Genomic DNA, 20,084 nt, shown 5'->3' on the forward strand with positions numbered 1-20,084 from the left:
TTCAAAGGAGTGGCACGCGGATGTGCGGCATTGTCGGCATTGTCGGGAAGAGTGAGGTCGCTCAGCGCCTGTTCGACGGGCTGAAGCGGCTTGAGTATCGCGGCTATGACAGCGCCGGGATCTGCACCGTCGACCATGGCGAGCTTGTCCGGCGGCGGGCCGAGGGAAAGCTCGACAATCTCGCTCGCGAGCTGGCGGCCAATCCGCTTCACGGCGATACGGGCATAGCGCACACCCGCTGGGCGACCCACGGCGCGCCGACGGTCGGCAATGCACACCCGCACATCGTTGGCCCGGTGGCGCTGGTTCACAACGGCATTATCGAGAACTTCAAGCCGCTCCGCGATGAGCTGATCGCCGAAGGGCGCAAGTTCGAAAGCGAGACGGACACCGAAGTCGTCGGGCATCTGGTGGCCCGCGAGATCGAAGGCGGGGCGTCGCCGCAAGATGCCGTAGCCGCCGTGCTCCCGCGACTGGTCGGCGCATTCGCCCTCGCCATTCTGTTTCGCGACCATGCCGACCTGATCATTGGCGCGCGCATGGGGGCGCCGCTGACGGTCGGCTATGGCGATGGTGAGAATTACCTGGGGTCGGACGCGCTTGCCGTCGCGCCGTGGACCCAACGCATCGCCTATCTCGATGAAGGCGACTGGGTCGTCGTCCGCCGCGACACCATCCAGATCTTCGACCGCGATAACGCGCCCGCGGAGCGCGAAATCGTTCAATCGGGCGCATCCTCGGCCCCGGTCGAGAAGGGCAATTACGCGCATTACATGCAGAAGGAGATTTTCGAGCAGCCGATCGTGGTTGCCCAGACTCTCCAAAGCTACGTGCGCCCGTTCGAAGGGGAGATTGCGCTCCCCGTGGCCGAAGCCGACCTGGAAAGCGTCAACCGGCTGACCATCGTTGCTTGCGGCACTAGCTACTATGCCGGCTTGGTCGCCAAATATTGGGTCGAGCAATTCGCTCGCGTGCCCGTCGACATCGATGTCGCGTCAGAGTTTCGCTACCGCGAGCCGATCCTTGAACCCGGCGGGATGGCGCTGTTCATCAGCCAGTCTGGTGAGACCGCCGACACGCTCGCTGCCCTGCGTCACGCCAAGTCGCAGCAGCAGCGCATTGCGGTCGTGGTCAACGTGCCGACGAGCTCGATGGCGCGCGAAGCCGATCTGCTGCTGCCGACGCACGCCGGTCCCGAGATCGGGGTTGCGTCGACCAAGGCCTTCACCTGCCAGCTTGCCGTTCTCGCAGCGCTCGCGGCCAATCTCGCGCGCGCCAAGGGACTTCTCAGCCGCGAGGAAGAGAAAGAGATTGTCGCCCATTTGCAGGAAGCGCCGGCTGCGCTGAATGCCGCGCTTGGCCATGATGACGATATCGCCGCGATGGCGCATCTTATCGTACCGGCGCGCGACGTGCTCTATCTTGGCCGCGGTCCGGATTATCCAATGGCGCTGGAAGGCGCGCTGAAGCTCAAGGAAATCAGCTACATCCACGCCGAAGGCTATGCCGCGGGCGAGATGAAGCACGGGCCCATCGCGCTGATCGACGACGAAGTGCCCGTGATTGTCCTCGCGCCGTCGGGCCCGCTGTTCGAAAAGACGGTCAGCAACATGCAGGAGGTCCGCGCGCGCGGCGGCAAGATCGTGCTCATCAGCGACGCGCACGGCGTCGCCGAAGCCGGCGAGGGATGCATGGCGACGATCGAAATGCCGCAAGTGCACCCCCTGATCGCACCGCTCGTCTATGCGGTGCCGGTGCAGCTTCTGGCTTATCATGTGGCGGTGCTAAAAGGCACAGACGTCGATCAGCCGCGCAATCTCGCGAAAAGCGTCACCGTCGAATGAAGCATATCGGCATCCTCTCGCACAGCTTCGAAGGTGCGACCTTGTGCTACCGGACGATGTGTCTCGAGGGCGTTGCGCGGCTCGGCCCGCACCAGCACCCGGAAATCACGCTGACCGGTGTTGCGATGGATCACATGCTCGAAGCGTGGGATCGGGACGATCGTCCAACGCTGCGCCGGATGTTCGCTTACGACATCGGCAAGCTCGCGGCCGCGGGCGCGGATTTCTGGGTGTGCCCTGACAATACCGCGCACATCGCGCTCGAAAGCGACGGTGAACCCTTCCCGATCCCCGGCCTCCACATCGGCGAAGTCGTTGCCGATCGCGCGGAGCGAGACGGGCGCCACAAGGTCGCGATCCTCGGCACCAACTGGACGATGACCGGCCCGGTTTACCCAGGGGCGCTCGGGCGGCGCGGTATCGACTGGGAAATCCCGGACGAGGACGACCGCAAGCTAATTCACCACGTGATCATGGATGAACTCTGCCTCGGCACGTTCACCGATGAATCGCGCGACGCTTATTGCCGGATAATCGAGAAGATGGCCGCGCATGGCTGCGACAGCGTGGCCCTGGTCTGCACCGAAATTCCGCTGCTCGTGACGGCGGACGTCTCGCCGCTGCCGATCCTCGATTCGACGCGCCTGCTTGCCGCCGCTGCGGTGGATGTCGCGCTTGGTGAGCGAGCCATGCCGGAATGGCGCGGCGGCCCCATAATCTGATCCTGGCACCAAACGCGCTCCACTAACTGGCTCTCGCTGGCGCGAGTGGCCCGGTGCAGCCTGCCCACAATGACTCGCGCCTTTCTATTCGCCGCAGTGGCCGCCGCGGCGAGCAGCGCTGTCGCCCAGCAGCCGACCCCATCGGCCTGCTCGGCGGCAGCGCATCACCAGTTCGACTTCTGGGTCGGCGAATGGACGGTCACCGACCAGGCGAGCGGCCAGTTCGCCGGCGTCAGCCATATCGAGCAGGTCTACGGCGGCTGCGTGATCCGCGAGAATTGGGCGAGCGAGGGTTTCCGCGGCGGGAGCCTCAACAGCTACTGGGCGACCGACCGGCAGTGGCACCAGACCTGGATGGATTCTGCAGGGGCATTCCGGCATTTCATCGGCGGCCTGGACGATCAGGGCCGGATGGTGATGACCGCCCACCAGCCCGATCCGGCCGGGAGCGGCAAGATCCGCTTGATCCGGCTCACCTTTACCCACAATCTCGACGGCAGCGTACGCCAGTTCTCGGATTATTCCGATGATGACGGACGGACCTGGAAGTTCCGCTACGATTATCTGTACCGCCGTCTCGGCTAGGCGAAGCGGCCTAGCGCGGCGTCGAAGGCCGGGCGCATCGACTGAATGACATCAGGCGAGAAGGCGGCGAAGCCCAGCAGCAGCGCATCTTGGTCCCACGAGTCGCGATTCAACGCGCCAAAGGTCCAGCAGGCGATTCCGTGGTCGCGTAGCGCTGCCTCGGTTGCGGCGACCGACGCCGAACGGGGTTTGAGTACAAGATGAAGACCGCAGGGGTTGAGCTCAGGCTCAAACACGGTGCCGAGGTACGGCTCCAGGAGTGTAACGAGCGCTTCACGCCGCGCCTTTGCCATCTCCCTGGAAGCGCGCAGGTGAGCGGAATATGCGCCCTCCTCGATGAACTCGCTGAGCACGAGTTGGTGAGGGAGCGTGACGTAGCCGTCGATTGCCGCTCGCGCTTTCAGGAGCGGGCCTTTCAGTGCTTCGGGCACGAGCATGAAGCCAAGCCTCAGCGAACGGAACAGCAAGCGGTTGAAGCTCGTGATCGTCACCACTCTATCGGGATGATCGGCGCGAAGCGGAGCGAAGGGCAGTTGACCGTCGAAGCGCGCCTCAGCGTCATATTCCTCCTCGACAATCCACGCCTGAGCCTCGGTGGCCCATTCCACCAGCTGCACGCGGCGTTCCGGGCTCATCGTGACGCCGGTCGGGAACTGCGTCGCGGGCGTCACGAGGATAAGCGCGGGCTCGGGAGCAAGTTTGCGCGCTGCATCGACGTCGAGGCCATGGGCATCGACCGGAGCGGGGACGATCTCCAGGCCGCGCCCGGAGAAGGCGGCGTCAGCGAAGACGTATCCGGGATTTTCGACCACGACTTGCGAGCCGGCGGGAAGCGTTGCGGCGAGATGGTCGAATGCCGACTGGGCGCTGGTCACGATGACGACGACATCCGCACTGGCCGATAGGCCTCGCGCGGGGAGGGCCACGTCGGCGATGGCCTGGCGCAGGCCGATGTCGCCGGCCGGGTCGGGGTCGTACAGCAGGTTCGGGACCGATCGCGACCAGACGCGCGATTGCAATCTCGCCCAGCGTTCGAAGGGAAAGCTGTCCACCGCGCCTGGCCGAAGCTCGAACGGTATGGGCAGCTTGCCACCACCAGTCGAATCCCGTGGCGTGGCGGGACGGCTTACTCGCTCGGGCAGCGGCGCACTGACGAAGGTACCTGAACGACTGCGGGCTTCGACCCAGCCATCCGCGAGAAGCTGGTCGATCGCGAGGCTTGCGGTGTTGCGTGCGATGCCGAGATCGGAGGCGAGGGTTCGCGATGAGGGCAATCGCATGCCCGGCGGCCAGCTTCCCTCCAGGATCAAAGCGCGCATCCGCTGGTAAAGCCGGACGTACAGAACACCGGTCTTGTCGGGCAGGCTCAGCAGCGGATCGTGCCGGCGTCCCATCAACCGGTCGCCTTGCTCATTTCGTTCGGCCTGATAAGCGGCGCGCGAATATGCAGCTCTCCCAATTCAAGGCCCTCAGTTTCGACTGCTACGGCACGTTGATCGACTGGGAAACCGGGATCGTCGAGGCGCTTCGCCCGCTCGGCGAACGGGCCGGAGTGTCATCCGAGCAGCTGATCGAGGCTTATGGGCCGGTCGAGCATGAAGCGGAGGAGGCTTTTCCCGCCCTTCGTTATTCCAAACTGCTCGAGAAGGTGCATGAAGGCCTGTCCCGGAAATTTGGGGTTGATCCCGACGATGCCGAAGCTGCCGCCTTTGGGGCGTCTGTCGGAGACTGGCCCGCGTTCCCGGATACTATGGAAGCGCTCACCTACCTCAAGGGCCATTTCCAGCTGATTATCCTGTCCAACGTCGACCGCGTGAGCTTTGTGGGCAGCAATCGACGTCTTGGCGTCGAATTCGACCAGATCCTGACTGCGGAGGAGATTGGCTCGTACAAGCCGAACCTGCGCAACTTCCAATGTTTGCTGCGACGGGCTGGCGAGGCGGGCATTGCGAAGGAAGAGCTGCTCCACACCGCGCAAAGCTTGTTCCACGACCATGTGCCGGCCAACAAGATGGGGATAGCCTCAGCCTGGATCGACCGGCGGCACGACAAGCCTGGTGGCGGAGCGACCGTGCTTCCGGACCCGATGCCGCACTTCGACTTTCGCTTCACCTCGATGGGGGAACTTGCCGGGGCCCATCGCGCGGAGCTGGCAGGGCGCTGAGCGGCTGGATTTCCGCCGCGCGTCCTGACATGGCGCGGCCATGGCCAATCAAGCGGCACCTGAGATCACCTTTGATGATTTTCTGGCGGTCGACGTTCGCGTCGGCACGATTGTCGACGTCCAGGAATTTCCCGAGGCGCGAAAGCCCGCATTCAAGCTGACCATCGACTTCGGGCCTGAAGTGGGCCGCAAGAGATCGTCGGCGCAGATCACGGCACATTACACGCCGGAGAGCCTGCTCAACCGTCAGGTCGCGGCCGTCGTCAATTTTCCGCCGCGGCAGATCGGTCCATTCATGTCCGAAGTACTGACCCTGGGCTTTGCAGATGAGGCGGGTGAGGTTGTGCTGATCAAGCCGGACCTCATGGTGCCCAACGGCGGACGGCTGTTCTAGCAAATGCATCGTCCTCTTCGCCTGACAATTGATCGCGATGCGCTCCAGGCAAACTGGCGCTGGCTCGCCGAGCGCGCTGGCGTGCCGGCGGGCGCCGCCGTGAAGGCCGATGGTTATGGCCTTGGCGCCCGCGAGACCGTCGAAGCGCTCCTCGAGGCGGGCTGCCGCGACTTCTTCGTATCGACTTGGTCCGAAGCTGCTGCGCTCGGCAACCTGCCCGCCGATGTGAGTCTGGTGGTACTTCATGGAGTCGGGCCCAACGACGGCGATGCGGCACTGGGGCTTCGCGCCCGCCCGGTGCTCAACACACCCGAACAGGTCGCGCGGTGGAAAGAGATTGCGCCTGATCGGCCGTGCGACGTGATGGTGGACACGGGCATCAACCGGCTGGGCCTCAGGGCGGACGAGCTAGGGGCCGTCGATGGCCTCGCCGTCGATACGCTCCACAGCCATCTCGCCTGCGCCGATGAGGATCACGCGCTCAACCAGATGCAGCTCGAGCGCTTCCGCTCGGTGGCGGCTGACATCCCCGCAAAGCGCTACAGTTTCGCCAATTCGGCCGGCATCTGCCTGGGTCGCGACTACAGTTTCGACCTCGTCCGGCCCGGACTGTCGCTGTACGGCGGAATCCCGCGCGAGGAAGCGGAGGGCAATATCCGCCAGGTCGCCCGCGTCGAAGCCCAAATCGTTCAGCGCCGGACGATTCGGGAAGGCGAAACCTGCGGTTACGGCGCGACGTTCACCGCCCCCTCGGACACTGAGGCGGCCATCCTCAATATCGGCTACGCCGACGGATATCTCCGCGGTTTCTCATCGCGCGGCGCGGCGTTTGCCGGAGAGTTCGCGCTGCCGGTGATCGGGCGAGTGTCGATGGACTTGATCGCGATCGACGTGGATGCGGCGCCCCGGCTCAAAGAGGGCGAGTGGGTCGAGATCGACTACGACTTGCCCTCGGCCTCGAGGCAGTCCGGGCTTTCGCAGTACGAGCTGTTGACGACACTTGGCTCGCGGTTCGAGCGGGTTTGGAAGTAGTGCGTTCTCCCGGCGGGGGCGTCTTCGGCTTGTAGCGACAGAGGTCGATCAGCGGGCAACGCCAGCATTCGGGGAGCCGAGCCTTGCACGTGTAGCGGCCGTGCAGGATCAGCCAGTGGTGGGCGTCCCGGCGGAAGGGCTGGGGAACGATCTTCTCGAGCTTCGCCTCAACGACATCGACATTCTTGCCGGGGGCGAGGCCGGTGCGATTGCAGACGCGAAATACGTGGGTATCGACGGCGAAGGTTTCCGCCCCGAAGTAAGTGTTGAGAACAACGTTGGCGGTCTTGCGGCCGACGCCCGGAAGTTCACACAGTATTTCACGATACCCGGGGACCTCGGAGCCGAAGCGGTCGATCAGCGCCTGAGAGAGCGCGATCACATTCTTGGCCTTGGTGTTGAACAAACCGATCGTCTTGATCGCGTTTTTGAGCGATTCTTCGCCGAATTCGACCATTTGTTCGGGCGTTTGGATGCGTTTGAAGAGCTCGCGCGTCGCAATGTTCACCCCGGCGTCCGTCGCCTGCGCCGACAGCACGACGGCGACCAGCAGCTGGTAGACGTTGCCGTACTCAAGCTCCGTGGTGGGCGAAGGGTTGGCCTCGGCCAGGCGGCGGAAGAATTCGAAAACCTCTGCGCGGTTCACAGGCTGCCGACGACGTCCCGCATCGAATAGAGCCCGGCGGGCTTGCCCGCGAGGAAGCGCGCCGCAGCAAGCGCGCCGCGGGCGAAGATCATGCGGTTCTCGGCGCGGTGCGACAGGATCAGCCGCTCGTCCGGCCCGAGGAACATCACGTCATGGTCGCCAGCGACCGTGCCCCCGCGAACCGATGCGTAGCCGACGTCGCGGCCAGCATTCTCGGCGATCTTTCCCAGCATCAGGGCGGTGCCGGACGGAGCGTCGACCTTCTTCGCGTGATGCGCTTCGGCGACCTGGATATCCCAATCCGGGCCAAGCGCCTTTGCCGCTCGCTCGACCAGCTCAGCCAGCAGGGCGATCCCAAGGGAGGTGTTAGCGGCGCGCAATACGGCGACCGACTTCGCGGCTTCCGCAATTTTGGCGTTCGCGTCTTCGCCAAGCCCGGTCGTGCCGATCAAAATCGGGATCGCGCCGGATACCGCACGGTCGAGGCTCCCGGAAAGCGCGGCCGGAACCGAGAAATCGACGAGGACGTCGGCGTGATCCTGATCGAGTGCGAACGCCGGATCATCCGCGACTGCTGAAGCGATCGCCTGGCCCATGCGGCCGTTGGGCGCGACGAGGGAAATCCGGATCGGCTGGTCGGCAGTGCGCATGATGAATGGTTAGCGAAGCCGTTCCTGCAGCGCCAGCGCAGCGGCCGGTGCGCGGACCTTCGCGCCGTTGATCATGAAGATGTAGGCGTCGCCGCGTTCGCGCCATTTCCTCGCGCGGTCCGCAAAGCCGTCGAGCGCCGTATCGTCATAGCCGGTCGGGACATCCTCGTTCATCCGCTGAAGGCGTGCATAAGAAAAATCCGCGGTGTCGGCTTCGATCAGCGGATAATCGTCGGAATCCTCGAACACGATCGCGATATTGCGGGCACGGCACAGGTCGAAGAACTTGTCGTCGTCGAAGCTCTTGTGGCGCGGCTCGATCGCATGGCGCAGCGCGATGCCGTTCAGCTCCGCCGGAAGAAGGTCGATGAATGCAGCGATATCGTCGGCATCGAAGCGCTTGAAGGGGGCGAATTGCCACAGGATCGGACCCAGCTTCGGGCCGAGAATCTCGAACCCCTGGCCGAAGAAGTTGGCGATGCTTTCTCCGCTCTCGGCGAGCTTCGAACGGCTGACGCAATAGCGCGAGCCCTTGATCGCGAACTGGAAACCCTCGGGCGCGATCTTCTCCCAATTCTCCCAGCTTTTCGGTTTCTGCCGGCCGTAGAAGGTCGCGTTGATCTCGATCGCGGTCATCGCCTGGGTGGCGTATTCGCACTCTTTCGCCTGAGGCAGTTTGTCGGGGTAGAAGACCCCGCGCCACGGCGCATAGGTCCAGCCGCCGATGCCGATGCGGATCCGGTGATCGCTCACGCGCTTCACCTAAGCGCGTTCGGCAATTCAGTCGAGCGCGGGAATAAGCAGGCGGTGGGTCGTGCCTTCGCCGGTCGAGGTCACCTGGTGCTTGGCGCCAAGCTGGCGGGCGAAGCTTTCGACGAGCTTGGTGCCGAGCCCGGTCGAATCCTTGCGTCGGCTCTCGCGTATGCCGCCGCCGTCATCCGACACAATAAGCTCGAACGGGTTGCCCGAACGGCCGCTCACGCGCACGCGGCCCGACCCTTCGCCGTTGAAGGCGTGTTTGATGGCGTTGGTCACAAGCTCATTGACGATGATCGAGATCGAGGTGGCCTTGTCGGCATCGGCGGTGACCTCGTCGACATCACAATCGACGTTGATGCCATCGCGGGAAAGGCCGCGCTCTATCTGCTGGACGAGCCCGCAAAGATGGTCGTCGAGGCGCACCTTGCCGATATCGGCACTGCGCACGGCAAGCTGTTGCGACGCATTGGCGATGGCCTGAATCCGGTCGCTCACCTGGCGCAAGGCTTCGCGGGCAATGTCGCTCGATGCGCGGCGCGACTGAAGGTCGATCATCGCCAGCACGGTCTGGTAATTGTTGCGCGTGCGGTGATCGATCTCGTTCAGCGCCTCATCGAGCAGGGCGAGGCGCTGCTCCCGCTCCTCCGTGCCCTTGTCGATCTCGCGCTGATAAAGGCCGATGATCAAAACGGTGACCAGCTGCGAGAAGGTTGCGAGGATGAAGGCCCCGCGCACCTCGTCAGTAGCCGCTGAGCTTACGACCAGGTTCCAGGCCAGCGCCTGTCCGACGACCACCGCAAGCACGCCGCTGCGCCAACCGGCGAGTAAAGTCGCGAGCGCGGAACCGATGAACATGAAGGCATAAGGCGCGCGGTCGCCGGCAAAGCCGTACAAGGGCATGCGCAAGGCGACCATGACCACCGGCAAGGTCAGTCCGACGGCGATTTCGACCAGGAATGGCGGCACCGTCCGGACGCGTTGCGGCAAGCGCGATCGCAAGATTTTCCGCATACTGGACCCCCAAACTCGACCGGGCTCGCTAAGCCCTTTCGAACCAAGGCTTATATCAGGTCCGGAACAGTGTCACCTTAACGAGTGTCAGTAGTGTGACAGGCCGCCACAACCGTGTTGCCGATTGAACTTCTCAAAGTCGTAGTGGCCGATTAGGCCGTGACTATGTCAGGCCAAACCAAACTCATCATCCTCGGTTTTCTCATCATCGCCACGGCCCTCGAGGTCAGCGGCGACGCGGTCATTCGCAATGGACTGGCGCAAAAGGCGCTGGGATCGAAGTCAGCCTATTTCGGGCTCGGTGCGGCAATGCTGTTTGGCTATGGGTTGAGCCTCAATCTCGCGCCGATCGAGTTTCACCGGGTGGTGGGAATCTATATCGCGACCCTGTTCGTGATGTGGCAGCTCGTGAGCTTCCTGTTCTTCCGGACCGTTCCAAACCTGCCGATCATCCTGGGCGGCGGGCTGATCGTTGCCGGGGGGCTCGTGGTCGCCTTCTGGGATCAGGGCGCGCACGCTTAGGGGCCGGATGACGGATCGGTTTCCCGACGCTAGGGCGCTCTCATACCTGTGAGGCGAGAGGGACTGTAATGAGCTTTGGAATGTACGAGGCGTCGGTGCCGATATTCGTTCGGTCGCTGACCAATATGCGCAACTGGCTGGACAAGGCAGCGCAGGAAAAGAGCGAAGCGGAGTTGATGGAAGCGCGGCTTGCGCCCGACATGCGGCCGCTCCCGGCGCAATATCAGATGGCATCGGACTCAGCGAAGAGCGCGCTTGCGCGGCTGACGGGCACGGAAGCGCCGTCGATGCCGGACACGGAGGCGAATTTCGCGGAACTGAAGGACCGGTGCGACCGGACGATTGCGTATCTCGAGGGCTTCGATGCTGCCGCTTTGACCGGAAGCGAAGACCGAGAGGTGAAGATCATTTTCCCCAACGGGATGGGCTATCGCTTCGGCGGTGCCGAATATCTCGCGGGGTTCGCGCTGCCCAATTTCTATTTCCACGCGACAACGGCGTACGCGATCCTGCGTAATGCCGGCGTGCAGCTGGGCAAGCCGGACTTTCTTGCGCATCTGGGGCCGCCGAACATCGGAGGTTGAGGGGCAGTGATCCCAATGGCTGCTTTCCACCCATTCCTGCCCTTAGCTCAGTAGTCGATTACGGCACGGCCACTCAGCAACAACGCAATCCCAACGAGCAGAGATAGGCCCGTCCAAACGGCAAGAACGACCCACACCCACATGGGCGAGCCGCCTTGTGACGCTGGTGTGATGGACGCACCTTCACGCGCTTCCCGCCGCCGCCGTGCAATCAGAATGCATGAAATGCCGAGTAAAAGGACGACCAACCCCAGCTGGGGGAGTGAGACGTGCCACATCATGGGGTAAAGCTAACCGCCATCCTCAGTTGCGGCTAGTGGCAGCTTTCCACCCATTACAGACGTTAGGCGGTCGGTTAGGCTCGGGCGAGGGGGAAACCTTCGTCCAGCCACCCCGTAATCCCGCCTGCCATGATCTTCACCGGCCGACCAAGCCTCGCGAGGCGCAGCGCACCGCGCGCCGCGCCGTTACAATGCGGCCCGGCGCAATAAGTTACGAACAAGGTGTCGTCCGGCCACGCGGCCATCTTGGAGCCGATGATCTTGCCGTGGGGCAGATTGATCGCGCCCGGCACATGCCCTGCCGCGAAGAGCGCGGGACTGCGCACGTCCAACAACACGAAACCGGGTGAGCCTGACCCAAGCGCGTCATGGACATCCCAGCAATCGGTCTCGAAAGTGAACTCGGACTCGAAATGAACTGCCGCTACCTCGGGGGAGGCGGCGCTTACGGCAGTGACGGAATTGGACAAGGGCGATCTCCTGCGGCTGTTGGGGCGGCGACCTAGCGACCGGTCACAACCTAGCCCAATCAATCTGCCTGCAATTCCCATAAGCGGGCTTTATCCGACCGCAGCAACGGCAGCCCATCTACCCGTAGCGGACATTGAGCATCGCCCGTAAGCCGTGGACATGAGTGACTTCCGCAGCATCGTGATCCTGACGGGGGCGGGTGTGTCTGCCGAAAGTGGGCTCGCGACATTCCGCGGCCCGGATGGACTATGGGAAGGGCACCGCGTCGAGGATGTGTGCACGCCGGAAGCATTCGCGCGCGATCCCGCGCTCGTTCATGAATTTTACGACGCGCGGCGGGCAAAGCTGGGAACGGTCGAGCCCAATGATGCGCATAAGGCGCTGGCGCGGCTCGACGCCGAATGGCCGGGCGAGCTGCTGCTGGTGACGCAGAATGTCGATGATTTGCACGAGCGCGCGGGCTCGACGCGGCTGCTCCACATGCATGGCGAGCTGGCCAAGGGCTGGTGCCTTGCGTGCGACGAAAAATTCGAATGGAGCGGGCCGATGGGCGAGGGCGCGGCGTGTCCTTCGTGCGCGGTCTCGGGCCAGGTTCGCCCCGACATCGTGTGGTTCGGCGAAATGCCATACGAAATGGAGCGGATCGAAGGCGCGCTTCGGAGCTGCGACCTGTTCGTGTCGATCGGGACCTCGGGCGCGGTCTATCCCGCCGCGGGTTTCGTGCAGACCGCGCGCTACTGCGGGGCAAGGACGCTGGAGATGAACCTCGAGCCGAGCCTCGGCAGCTTTATGTTCGACGAAAGCCGGACGGGGATGGCAGGCGAGCTGGTGCCGGCGTGGGTGGAGGAGATGCTGGGCTAGTCAGCCCACTCCAATCCTATCTCTTTGTACAGCCCGCGGTCTTCGTCCCAGCGCGGATTTACTTTGACGTGCAGGAACAGGTGGACGGGCCGCCCGAGATGGTGCGCGATCTCCTCGCGCGCCGCGGCGCCGATTTCCTTCAAACGCTTGCCGCCCTTGCCGATGACGATCGCTTTCTGGCTGTCGCGCTCGACCAGGATCTGCTGGCGGATGACGGTCGACCCGTCGGGCCGGTCTTCCCACGTCTCGGTCTCGATCGCGGTCGAGTAAGGCATCTCCTGGTAGAGCCGGTTGACGATCTGCTCGCGCGTCAGCTCGGCCGCGATCATCCGGTCGGTCGCGTCGGACACCTCGTCCTCGGGATAGAGCCACGGGCCTTCGGGCATGGCGGCGGCGAGGGCCGCTTTGACGTCGGCAACGCCGTCGCCGTTGGCGGCGCTGATCATGAACACCTGCTCGGGATTCAGGCGCTCGGTGAGCGACTGGGCGAGAGCCAGAAGCTGCGGCTTTTTTACGAGGTCGATCTTGTTGAGCGCGAGGAACAGCGGGTGCTCGCGCTTCTCCAGGCCTTCGAGGATATCGTCCCTGATCTTTTCCGATGCGTCGATGACGAGCAGGATCAGGTCGGCGTCCTGCGCGCCCGTCCAGGCGGCCGCGACCATCGCGCGGTCGAGCCGGCGCTTGGGCGCGAAGATGCCGGGCGTGTCGACCAGCAGGATCTGCACCTTGTCGGCGATGGCGATGCCCATCAGCCGGGCGCGGGTGGTCTGCGCCTTGGGCGAGACGATCGCGACCTTCTGCCCGACGAGCGCATTGACCAGGGTGGATTTGCCGGCGTTGGGCGCGCCGATGACAGCGGCGAAGCCGGCGCGGGTATCGTCGGTCATTGAAGCTGTTCGAGCAACGCGGCGGCGGCGGCGGTTTCCGCTTCCTGCTTGCTGGTTCCTTCGGCGGTCGCTTCGCCAAGCTTTGGCACCGAGACGCGGATCGTGAACTTGGGCGCGTGGTGTGCGCCGGTGCGGCCGACGACTTCATAAGCTGGCGCCTTGACGCCCTTGGCCGCCGCCAGCTCCTGAAGCGCCGACTTGGGGTGCTGCGGCGCCTTGCCCTGCTCGGCGAGGTGCGCGTCCCAGGTTGCGAGGATGAACCGCTGCGCAGCCTCGAATCCGCCGTCAATGAGGAGCGCGCCGATCAGCGATTCGACGACATCGCCGATCACATTGTCGCTCTGCGTTGCGCCGTCCTCCCGCGCCTGCTTGCCAAGGCGCACGAGCGCCGGAACGCCAAGCGCACGACCGATGTCGGCGCAGGTCTCGCGCGCGACGAGGACATTGTAGCGGCGCGAGAGATAGCCTTCGGGCTCGCTCGGGTGGCGGTCGTAGAGGGCGCGGGCCATGACATGGCCAAGGACGCGGTCGCCCAGGAACTCTAGCCGCTCGTAATCTTCATGCTTGCCGATGCTCTTGTGGGTCAGCGCAAGCTCGAACAGCGCGAGGTCTTTCGGTTCATGACCGAGGCGTTCGCGAACGAAGGCAGCGACGTCGCTCATTCCGCGTCACCGGTGTAGCCGTTGCCGATCCGCGTGCCGCGCAGCGCCGTGAACCACGTCCACGGCTTCCAGTAAGACGCGCTGCCGTCGGTCGACCAGAAGGTGACCGCCGCGCGGCCGATGATGTTCTCGACTGGAACCATGCCGATCCCCCCTTCAGCCGCGGAGAAGCGGCTGTCGAGGCTGTCGTCGCGGTTGTCGCCCATCAGGAAGATGTGTCCGGCCGGCACGCGGACGACCGGGAAGTTGTCGGCGAAGCCGTTATCGACCTGGTCGAGGACGGTATAGCTCGGGCCTCCAGGCAGCGTCTCGCGAAAAGCCGGGATGACGCAGTAGGTGCGGTCATCGACCGAGGCGACGAATGGTTGGGCTGGCGGCACAACCTTGCACGGGCTGTTTTCGCTGACCCGCATCTGGAACGCGGGGAGCTTCTGGCGAAGGACCGGGCGGCCGTTGAGCAGGAGCTGCCCGCGTCGCACCTCCACGGTATCGCCGGGAAGGCCGATCACCCGCTTGATGAGGTCCGCTTTCTCGCTCGGGTGGCGGAAAACAACCACGTCGCCGCGCTTGGGCAAGTGACCGAGCACACGTCCGTTAAGCGGCGGAAACTGCATCGGAAAGCTGTAGCGCGAATAGCCGTACGGCCATTTCGAAACGACCAGATAGTCGCCGATGTACAGGGTCGGCAACATCGAGCCCGAAGGGATACTGAATGGCGCGACGATGAAGCTGCGTAGCGCCCAGGCCAGGATGATGACGGTGCCGACGAAGCGCACCAGGCTCCAAAGCCCGCCTTCTTGCTTGTCAGCCTCCCCGGCCGCGGGCGCGTTGGCGTCACGAAGATCGGTCGAGGACATCAGGGCCGCTTGTTTCCGCGCCTTGGGCGAAGGTCAAGCCGGGGTGGCAAAACACGGCCCGCGCATTATGTGCGGCGGCGATGGCCGCAAAGGACACCAAGACGCTCGAGCAGCTGTTCGCCGCCGAGCCTGACCGGCTCAGCCGGCTGACGTTCGAAGCGGCCGGCCTCTATTTCGACTGGTCGAAGACGCACCTCGATAAGACGGTCATCGCGGAGTTCGAGAAGCGGGCGAATCAGGCGGGGTTCGCCGCGAAGCGGGACGCCCTGTTCGCGAGCGATATCGTCAATCCGAGCGAAGGGCGCGCCGCAACGCATGTCGCCGAGCGCGGTAATGGCTCGCCGGACGAAGTCGACCTTTCGACCTCGCGCAGGCAGCGGTTGCGGGCACTGGTCGATGCGATCGAAGCCGGTGCGTTCGGCACCGTCGCCGGCGTGCTGCACATCGGCATCGGCGGATCGGTTCTTGGCCCGGCATTGCTGATCGATGCGTTGGGCAGGCGCTCCGGCGGCCTGAACGTGCGATTCCTGTCAAACATCGATGGCGCGGCGTTCGACGATGCGGTGAAGCCGCTCGACCCGGCGACGACACTGGTCGTGGTCGCATCGAAGACGTTCACCACGCTCGAAACCTTGGCCAATCTCGATGCGGCGCGGGCGTGGTTGCGTGCTGCCGCTGTCGACGACCCGGATGGGCGCATGATCGCGGTGACCGCCGCGCCAGAAGTCGCGCTCGACCATGGCATCGACGAAACGCGAATCCTCGTGTTCGGTGAGGGCGTCGGCGGGCGCTATTCGCTGTGGAGCTCGGTTGGCGTGACTGCCGCGCTGGCGCTTGGTTGGGATGCGTTCGAGGCATTGCTCGAAGGCGCGGCGGAAATGGACCGCCATTTCCGCTTCAGCGATGGCGCCGCCAATGTGCCGCTGGTCGCCGCGTTCGCCGACCGGCTCTACGTCGAGCGTTTCGGCTGCCAGACGCGGGGCGTCTTCGCCTACGACGAACGGCTGCGACTGCTGCCTTTCTATCTTCAACAGCTGGAGATGGAATCGAACGGCAAGTCAGTGACAACGGACGGGAAAGCTACCGCGCACCCGACCGCGCCGGTCACCTGGGGGGGCACCGGGACGGACGCTCAGCACGCGGTGTTCCAGCTGCTTCACCAGGGTACGGTTCTGACGCCGGTGGAATTTATCGCCGCGAGCGACGGCGACGACGACCAGGATCCCGAGCATCACCGCCTGCTTCTGCTCAATGCGTTCGCGCAGGGCGCGGCGCTGATGCAGGGCAAGGCGAGCGACGACCCGCAGCGCAATTATCCCGGCAACAGGCCAAGCACCACGATCCTGCTGCAGCGGCTCGACCCGCGCGCGCTCGGTGCGCTGATCGCCTTTTACGAGCATCGCGTGTTCGCCAATGCCGTCCTGCTCGGGATCAATCCGTTCGATCAGTTCGGGGTTGAGCTGGGCAAGCAAATGGCGCGGCAATTGTCCGAAGGTGCCGACGAAAACGCGCTCGATCCGTCGACACGGGCGCTGATGAAGAGGGCGGGGCTGTGATCCGCTGGCTTGCCGCCGCGGCATTGCTCGCCACGGCATCGGCAGGTGCCGAGCCGCTCGGGTTTCACAACGGCCGCTTGTTCATTGCTGCCGAGGTCAACGGGGTTGCGACGGAGGCTTTGCTCGACAGCGGCGCAGAGGCCACGCTGATCGATCCCGAGCTCGCGCTGAAGGCAAAGCTGCCGGAAGGGACGCCGCAGGTGATCAAGGGCTCGGGCGGGAGCCAGCAGGCGCATATCGTCGAGGGCGCCACCGTAACAGCACTCGGCATCGAGCTTCATCCGGAAGCCGTCGTCGTGCTCGACATGACCGATTTGTCCACGCGCCTGATCAAGCGACCGACCCATGTCATCGTCGGACGCGAGTTATTCGACGCCGCGCGGCTGGAGATCGACATACCGCGAGGTAAAATCGCTGTCGTCGAAAAGGCAGCGGCGCCGCGCGGCAAAATGCTCGCGCTCACTGAGCACGCCGGGATCGAATCCGTTCCGACCCGCGTGAACGGCATTGCCGCACAGGCCGAGTTCGATCTCGGTAATGGGAGCGAGGTCACCATCTCCCGCGCGCTCGCAAAGCGGCTGAGACTCAAAGCCATCGGCAAAAAGAGTGGCGGCGGAATCGGCGGAAAGATCACGCGCGATCTCGCGAAGATCAGGTCGCTCGAGGTCGCTGGCGCGCGCTTCCGCAACGTCACTGCAGCGATCGACGATCAGGATAGCGCGAACGATCTCAATATCGGAACCGCCATCCTCAAGAATTTCCTGATCACCACTGATTTCAAAGACCGCTCCGTCTGGCTTGAGCCGGTCGGTTCAATTGGAAGGTAAGATATGGCCGACTTTGACCTGTTCGTGATCGGGGCGGGATCGGGCGGGGTGCGCGCGTCCCGCATCGCCGCCGCCTACGGCGCCAGGGTCGCCGTCGCCGAGGAGTTCAAGGTTGGCGGCACCTGCGTCATTCGCGGCTGCATTCCCAAGAAGCTCTTGGTGTACGGCGCTCACTTCGCCGAGGATTTGGACGATGCGGCCATGTTCGGCTGGGACGTGCCCAAGAAGCGTTTCGACTGGCCGGTCCTGCGCGACAATGTGCTGTCGGAAGTCGGCCGGCTCGAAGCCGCCTACACCGAAACGCTGACCAATCACGACGTCACGATTTTCCACGAGCGCGCGGAGCTCACCGGACCCAATTCTCTCAAGCTCGCAAGCGGCAAGGAAGTCACCGCGGACAAGATCCTGATCGCCACAGGAGCGCGGCCAGTGATGCCGAAAATCGACGGGATCGAGCACGCGATCAGCTCCAACGAGACCTTCCATCTTGCGGAGCTGCCGAAGCGCATCGTGATCGCCGGCGGTGGCTATATCGCCAACGAATTTGCTGGCATTTTCCACCAGTTCGGCAGCCACGTGACTCTGGTCAACCGGACAGATGTGCTGCTGCGCCATTACGATCAGCAGATCGTCGACCGGCTGATCCAGATATCGCTGCGCAAGGGCATCGACTTCAAGTTCCACGCCACGATCGAGCAAATCGAAAAGCGCGACGACGGATCGCTGCACATCAACATGACCGGCTGCGACGACATCGAGGCGGATCAATTACTGTTCGCTCTCGGGCGGAAGGCCAATACCGAAAACATGGGTCTCGAAGCCGCCGGCGTTGCGGTCGGCGATCGGGGGGAGATCAAGGTCGATGCCGACAATCGCTCGTCGGTGCCGTCGATCTTCGCCATCGGCGACGTGACCGATCGCGTTCAGCTGACCCCGGTTGCGATCCGTGAAGGCCATGCCTTCGCCGACACTTTCTTCGGCAACCAGCCGCGGCAGGTGGATTACAGCTGCATCCCGAGCGCCGTATTCAGCCATCCGCCGCTGGCCGGCGTCGGGATGACCGAAGGCCAGGCGCGCAACAAGCTGGGCAGCGTCAAGACGTTCACGTCCGACTTCCGCCCGATGAAGAACGTACTAGCCGGCCGCAACGAGCGCTCACTCTACAAGTTGGTGCTCGACGGCGCGACCGACGAGATTGTCGGCATTCACATGATCGGCCCGGACGCGCCGGAAATCCTGCAGGCCGCGGCGGTCGCCGTGAAGGCGAAGCTCAAGAAAGCCGACTTCGACGCAACCGTCGCGCTTCATCCTACCATGGCCGAAGAGCTGATGTTGATGCGCTAGCGCTACTGGGTGCGCGTGCCTTCGGCGGTTGATCCATCCGAGCGGACGAGGTGGAGCGCCGTCGCGCGGTCACCAGCCACGTCGAAGGTCACAGTCGCTCCGGGATCGTTTTCGTAGGCAAACTCATTCGGCCCGATCGGAACGAGCTTGCTGGTCGCGCCGCCCTTGCGCTCGATCGTCAGGGAATCGCCCTCGGCCCGGACCAATCGCTCCCCGTAATCGCCGGCGTAGGCCGCAGGCAGCAGGGCGGTTTTGACCGGCGCGGTCTTCGCCAACAGCATCGCTGCCTGGACTTCGAGTGCGCGCTTCCGGTCCGCGGAGGCAGAGGCTGCGATCCTCGTTAGTGCATGGGCCTCGGCGACGTCGAGGGCCTGGCCGACCGGGACAACGGTGTTGGGCGCGAAGCCGACTCCCTCCCAGCCCTTGCCGGTCGAGGCGAGGATCGCCTGCCCGACCGAGATGCTGATGATCAGGCCATCGGGCAGGGCATAGAATTGATTGCGGAAACCGGCACCCGCCGTGTTCTCCCCGATCAATTCGCCAAGCTTGTAGCCGGCGACGTGACCCACGAATTCCTCGGCCGCGCTCGCGGTGCCGCCGCTGGTCAGCACGTAAAGCGGCTTGCCGACCATGCGCGGCGCGATCGTCTTGGGCAGCGCTGCGGTCGTGTCGACGCGGGTCGCGCCCATGTGAAAGGTCATCAGCGGCGTATTCGGCGCGAGGAAGTGGCTGACGAGATAGCGAACCGCTGAAGGGTCGCCTCCACCGTTCTTGCGCATGTCGATGATCACCGCATCGCCGCCCGACAGGAAGCGAGCCGCGTCGTCATAGGCGCGTTCGGTGACTTCACCCGCCCACACGAAGCCGTCGGTTTCGAGATAGCGGACGTTGCCGGGCAGGATCTTCATCTGGATGAGGCCGCTGTTGCGGCGCTTGGCGTCGGCAATGTCGTCCGCGGTCGGCGGAGCATCGTCCGCGCCCGCGTCAGGCGGCGCGGCGGCCAGCTTCGCCGAGGTTTCCGGGTCGACCATCACGCCCAGGTGCTTGTCGGGCGTTACGGTGTGCAGATCCTCATTGAGCAGCTCGGACAGCTTATCGGGATCAGAGACATCGTAGCGGCCGGAGGCGATGCCCTTGGCAAGCACGGCGTCGAACTTCGGGCGCGCCTCAGGAAGCACGTAATTGGCGTCGAGCAGCTTCCTGATCTCGCTTGCTACCTGCCGGCCGTTCACCGGTGTGGCTGCGTCGGCTGCGACGGTACCGGAAATGAGGGCCAGCATCGCCGCGCCAGCCAGAATCATCGTGCGCATAGATCGTCTCCCGCCCCCTCACGATACAATTGTAGCGTGAACGCGATCCAAGTTTTCAACGTTTCGACCAACCTACTGTCAGAATCCGACAAATCGTCGCCGCACTGGACGCGGG

Annotated in this window: 20 protein-coding genes and 2 pseudogenes; 12 read left to right on the plus strand and 10 right to left on the minus strand. The window is 64.2% G+C overall.

What is annotated here, in order from left to right; all coding sequences use genetic code 11:
• Positions 1-20: 20 nt before the first annotated feature.
• The 3 genes from glmS to AC4K8G_RS00100 all read left to right on the plus strand — a co-directional run bounded on the left by glmS (position 21) and on the right by AC4K8G_RS00100 (position 3,151).
• Positions 21-1,844, plus strand: a complete 1,824-nt coding sequence (gene glmS / locus AC4K8G_RS00090) for a glutamine--fructose-6-phosphate transaminase (isomerizing) (RefSeq protein WP_491732154.1) — start codon at positions 21-23, stop codon at positions 1,842-1,844.
• Positions 1,841-2,566 (plus strand): aspartate/glutamate racemase family protein, encoded by a 726-nt coding sequence (locus AC4K8G_RS00095; protein ID WP_491732155.1) that lies wholly within the window; start codon positions 1,841-1,843, stop codon positions 2,564-2,566. Before glmS ends, AC4K8G_RS00095 begins: the two co-directional genes overlap by 4 nt.
• A 69-nt stretch (positions 2,567-2,635) precedes the next feature.
• Positions 2,636-3,151 carry a hypothetical protein gene (locus AC4K8G_RS00100; protein ID WP_491732156.1) on the plus strand — a complete coding sequence of 172 codons (516 nt, stop codon included), beginning with the start codon at positions 2,636-2,638 and terminating at the stop codon, positions 3,149-3,151.
• Here AC4K8G_RS00100 and pdxR read toward each other — a convergent pair.
• Positions 3,148-4,545, minus strand: a complete 1,398-nt coding sequence (gene pdxR / locus AC4K8G_RS00105; protein ID WP_491732157.1) for a MocR-like pyridoxine biosynthesis transcription factor PdxR — start codon at positions 4,543-4,545, stop codon at positions 3,148-3,150. The genes AC4K8G_RS00100 and pdxR overlap by 4 nt on opposite strands.
• A gap of 50 nt (positions 4,546-4,595) precedes the next feature.
• Here pdxR and AC4K8G_RS00110 point away from each other — a divergent pair, with 50 nt between their 5' ends.
• From AC4K8G_RS00110 to alr, 3 genes and pseudogenes are all read left to right on the plus strand, one after another.
• Positions 4,596-5,315, plus strand: coding sequence for an HAD-IA family hydrolase (locus AC4K8G_RS00110; RefSeq protein ID WP_491732158.1), 720 nt, complete (start codon positions 4,596-4,598; stop codon positions 5,313-5,315).
• 40 nt (positions 5,316-5,355) lie between these two features.
• Positions 5,356-5,709, plus strand: a complete 354-nt coding sequence (locus AC4K8G_RS00115; RefSeq protein ID WP_491732159.1) for a tRNA-binding protein — start codon at positions 5,356-5,358, stop codon at positions 5,707-5,709.
• Positions 5,710-5,712: 3 nt separating this feature from the next.
• Positions 5,713-6,735 (plus strand): annotated as a pseudogene (gene alr, locus AC4K8G_RS00120) (alanine racemase); the annotation flags it as partial.
• On the opposite strand, the gene nth reads toward alr, so the two are convergent.
• From nth to AC4K8G_RS00140, 4 genes are read right to left on the minus strand one after another with little or no spacing between them, the layout of a single operon-like run.
• Positions 6,620-7,387, minus strand: a complete 768-nt coding sequence (gene nth, locus AC4K8G_RS00125) for an endonuclease III (RefSeq protein WP_491732160.1) — start codon at positions 7,385-7,387, stop codon at positions 6,620-6,622. The pseudogene alr and the gene nth sit on opposite strands and share 116 nt — an antisense overlap.
• Complete coding sequence (locus AC4K8G_RS00130) at positions 7,384-8,037, minus strand: 4-hydroxy-tetrahydrodipicolinate reductase (RefSeq protein WP_491732161.1); 654 nt, start codon at positions 8,035-8,037, stop codon at positions 7,384-7,386. Before AC4K8G_RS00130 ends, nth begins: the two co-directional genes overlap by 4 nt.
• A 9-nt stretch (positions 8,038-8,046) precedes the next feature.
• Positions 8,047-8,790 carry a DUF72 domain-containing protein gene (locus AC4K8G_RS00135; protein WP_491732162.1) on the minus strand — a complete coding sequence of 248 codons (744 nt, stop codon included), beginning with the start codon at positions 8,788-8,790 and terminating at the stop codon, positions 8,047-8,049.
• Positions 8,791-8,817: 27 nt separating this feature from the next.
• Positions 8,818-9,783 carry a sensor histidine kinase gene (locus tag AC4K8G_RS00140; protein ID WP_491732163.1) on the minus strand — a complete coding sequence of 322 codons (966 nt, stop codon included), beginning with the start codon at positions 9,781-9,783 and terminating at the stop codon, positions 8,818-8,820.
• A gap of 189 nt (positions 9,784-9,972) precedes the next feature.
• Between AC4K8G_RS00140 and AC4K8G_RS00145 the strand changes: the two genes are divergently transcribed.
• Complete coding sequence (locus AC4K8G_RS00145) at positions 9,973-10,329, plus strand: hypothetical protein (RefSeq protein WP_491732164.1); 357 nt, start codon at positions 9,973-9,975, stop codon at positions 10,327-10,329.
• Between the two features lie 68 nt (positions 10,330-10,397).
• Entirely contained in the window at positions 10,398-10,913 is a 516-nt protein-coding gene (locus AC4K8G_RS00150; RefSeq protein ID WP_491732165.1) for a DUF1993 domain-containing protein, read from the plus strand.
• Between the two features lie 355 nt (positions 10,914-11,268).
• Here the strand turns inward: AC4K8G_RS00150 and AC4K8G_RS00155 are convergent, their stop codons facing one another.
• On the minus strand, positions 11,269-11,664 hold the full coding sequence (locus AC4K8G_RS00155; RefSeq protein ID WP_491732166.1) for a rhodanese-like domain-containing protein: 396 nt from the start codon (positions 11,662-11,664) through the stop codon (positions 11,269-11,271).
• Between the two features lie 160 nt (positions 11,665-11,824).
• Between AC4K8G_RS00155 and AC4K8G_RS00160 the strand changes: the two genes are divergently transcribed.
• Positions 11,825-12,526 carry an NAD-dependent deacylase gene (locus tag AC4K8G_RS00160; protein WP_491732167.1) on the plus strand — a complete coding sequence of 234 codons (702 nt, stop codon included), beginning with the start codon at positions 11,825-11,827 and terminating at the stop codon, positions 12,524-12,526.
• Here AC4K8G_RS00160 and era read toward each other — a convergent pair.
• Genes era through lepB form a run of 3 tightly spaced genes read right to left on the minus strand, consistent with a single transcriptional unit; the run spans position 12,523 to position 14,932 of the window.
• Positions 12,523-13,413, minus strand: a complete 891-nt coding sequence (gene era / locus AC4K8G_RS00165) for a GTPase Era (RefSeq protein ID WP_491732168.1) — start codon at positions 13,411-13,413, stop codon at positions 12,523-12,525. The genes AC4K8G_RS00160 and era overlap by 4 nt on opposite strands.
• The gene (rnc, locus tag AC4K8G_RS00170; RefSeq protein WP_491732169.1) at positions 13,410-14,075 is read right to left on the minus strand and encodes a ribonuclease III; all 666 of its coding nucleotides are present in this window, start codon (positions 14,073-14,075) and stop codon (positions 13,410-13,412) included. Before rnc ends, era begins: the two co-directional genes overlap by 4 nt.
• Positions 14,072-14,932, minus strand: coding sequence for a signal peptidase I (gene lepB, locus AC4K8G_RS00175; protein WP_491732170.1), 861 nt, complete (start codon positions 14,930-14,932; stop codon positions 14,072-14,074). The genes rnc and lepB overlap by 4 nt, the downstream gene beginning before the upstream one ends.
• A gap of 71 nt (positions 14,933-15,003) precedes the next feature.
• Between lepB and pgi the strand changes: the two are divergent.
• The 3 genes and pseudogenes from pgi to gorA all read left to right on the plus strand — a co-directional run.
• A pseudogene (pgi, locus tag AC4K8G_RS00180) lies at positions 15,004-16,488 on the plus strand (glucose-6-phosphate isomerase); the annotation flags it as partial.
• On the plus strand, positions 16,485-17,315 hold the full coding sequence (locus AC4K8G_RS00185; protein WP_491732171.1) for a retropepsin-like aspartic protease: 831 nt from the start codon (positions 16,485-16,487) through the stop codon (positions 17,313-17,315). The pseudogene pgi and the gene AC4K8G_RS00185, both read left to right, overlap by 4 nt.
• Positions 17,316-17,318: 3 nt before the next feature.
• The gene (gene gorA, locus AC4K8G_RS00190) at positions 17,319-18,659 is read left to right on the plus strand and encodes a glutathione-disulfide reductase (RefSeq protein WP_491732172.1); all 1,341 of its coding nucleotides are present in this window, start codon (positions 17,319-17,321) and stop codon (positions 18,657-18,659) included.
• A 2-nt stretch (positions 18,660-18,661) separates the two neighbouring features.
• On the opposite strand, the gene AC4K8G_RS00195 is transcribed toward gorA, so the two are convergent.
• A complete protein-coding gene (locus AC4K8G_RS00195; protein WP_491732173.1) occupies positions 18,662-19,969 on the minus strand; it encodes a S41 family peptidase in 1,308 nt (435 codons plus the stop codon).
• Between the last annotated feature and the right edge of the window lie 115 nt (positions 19,970-20,084).

This window comes from Sphingomonas sp. SP3, from assembly GCF_058514305.1.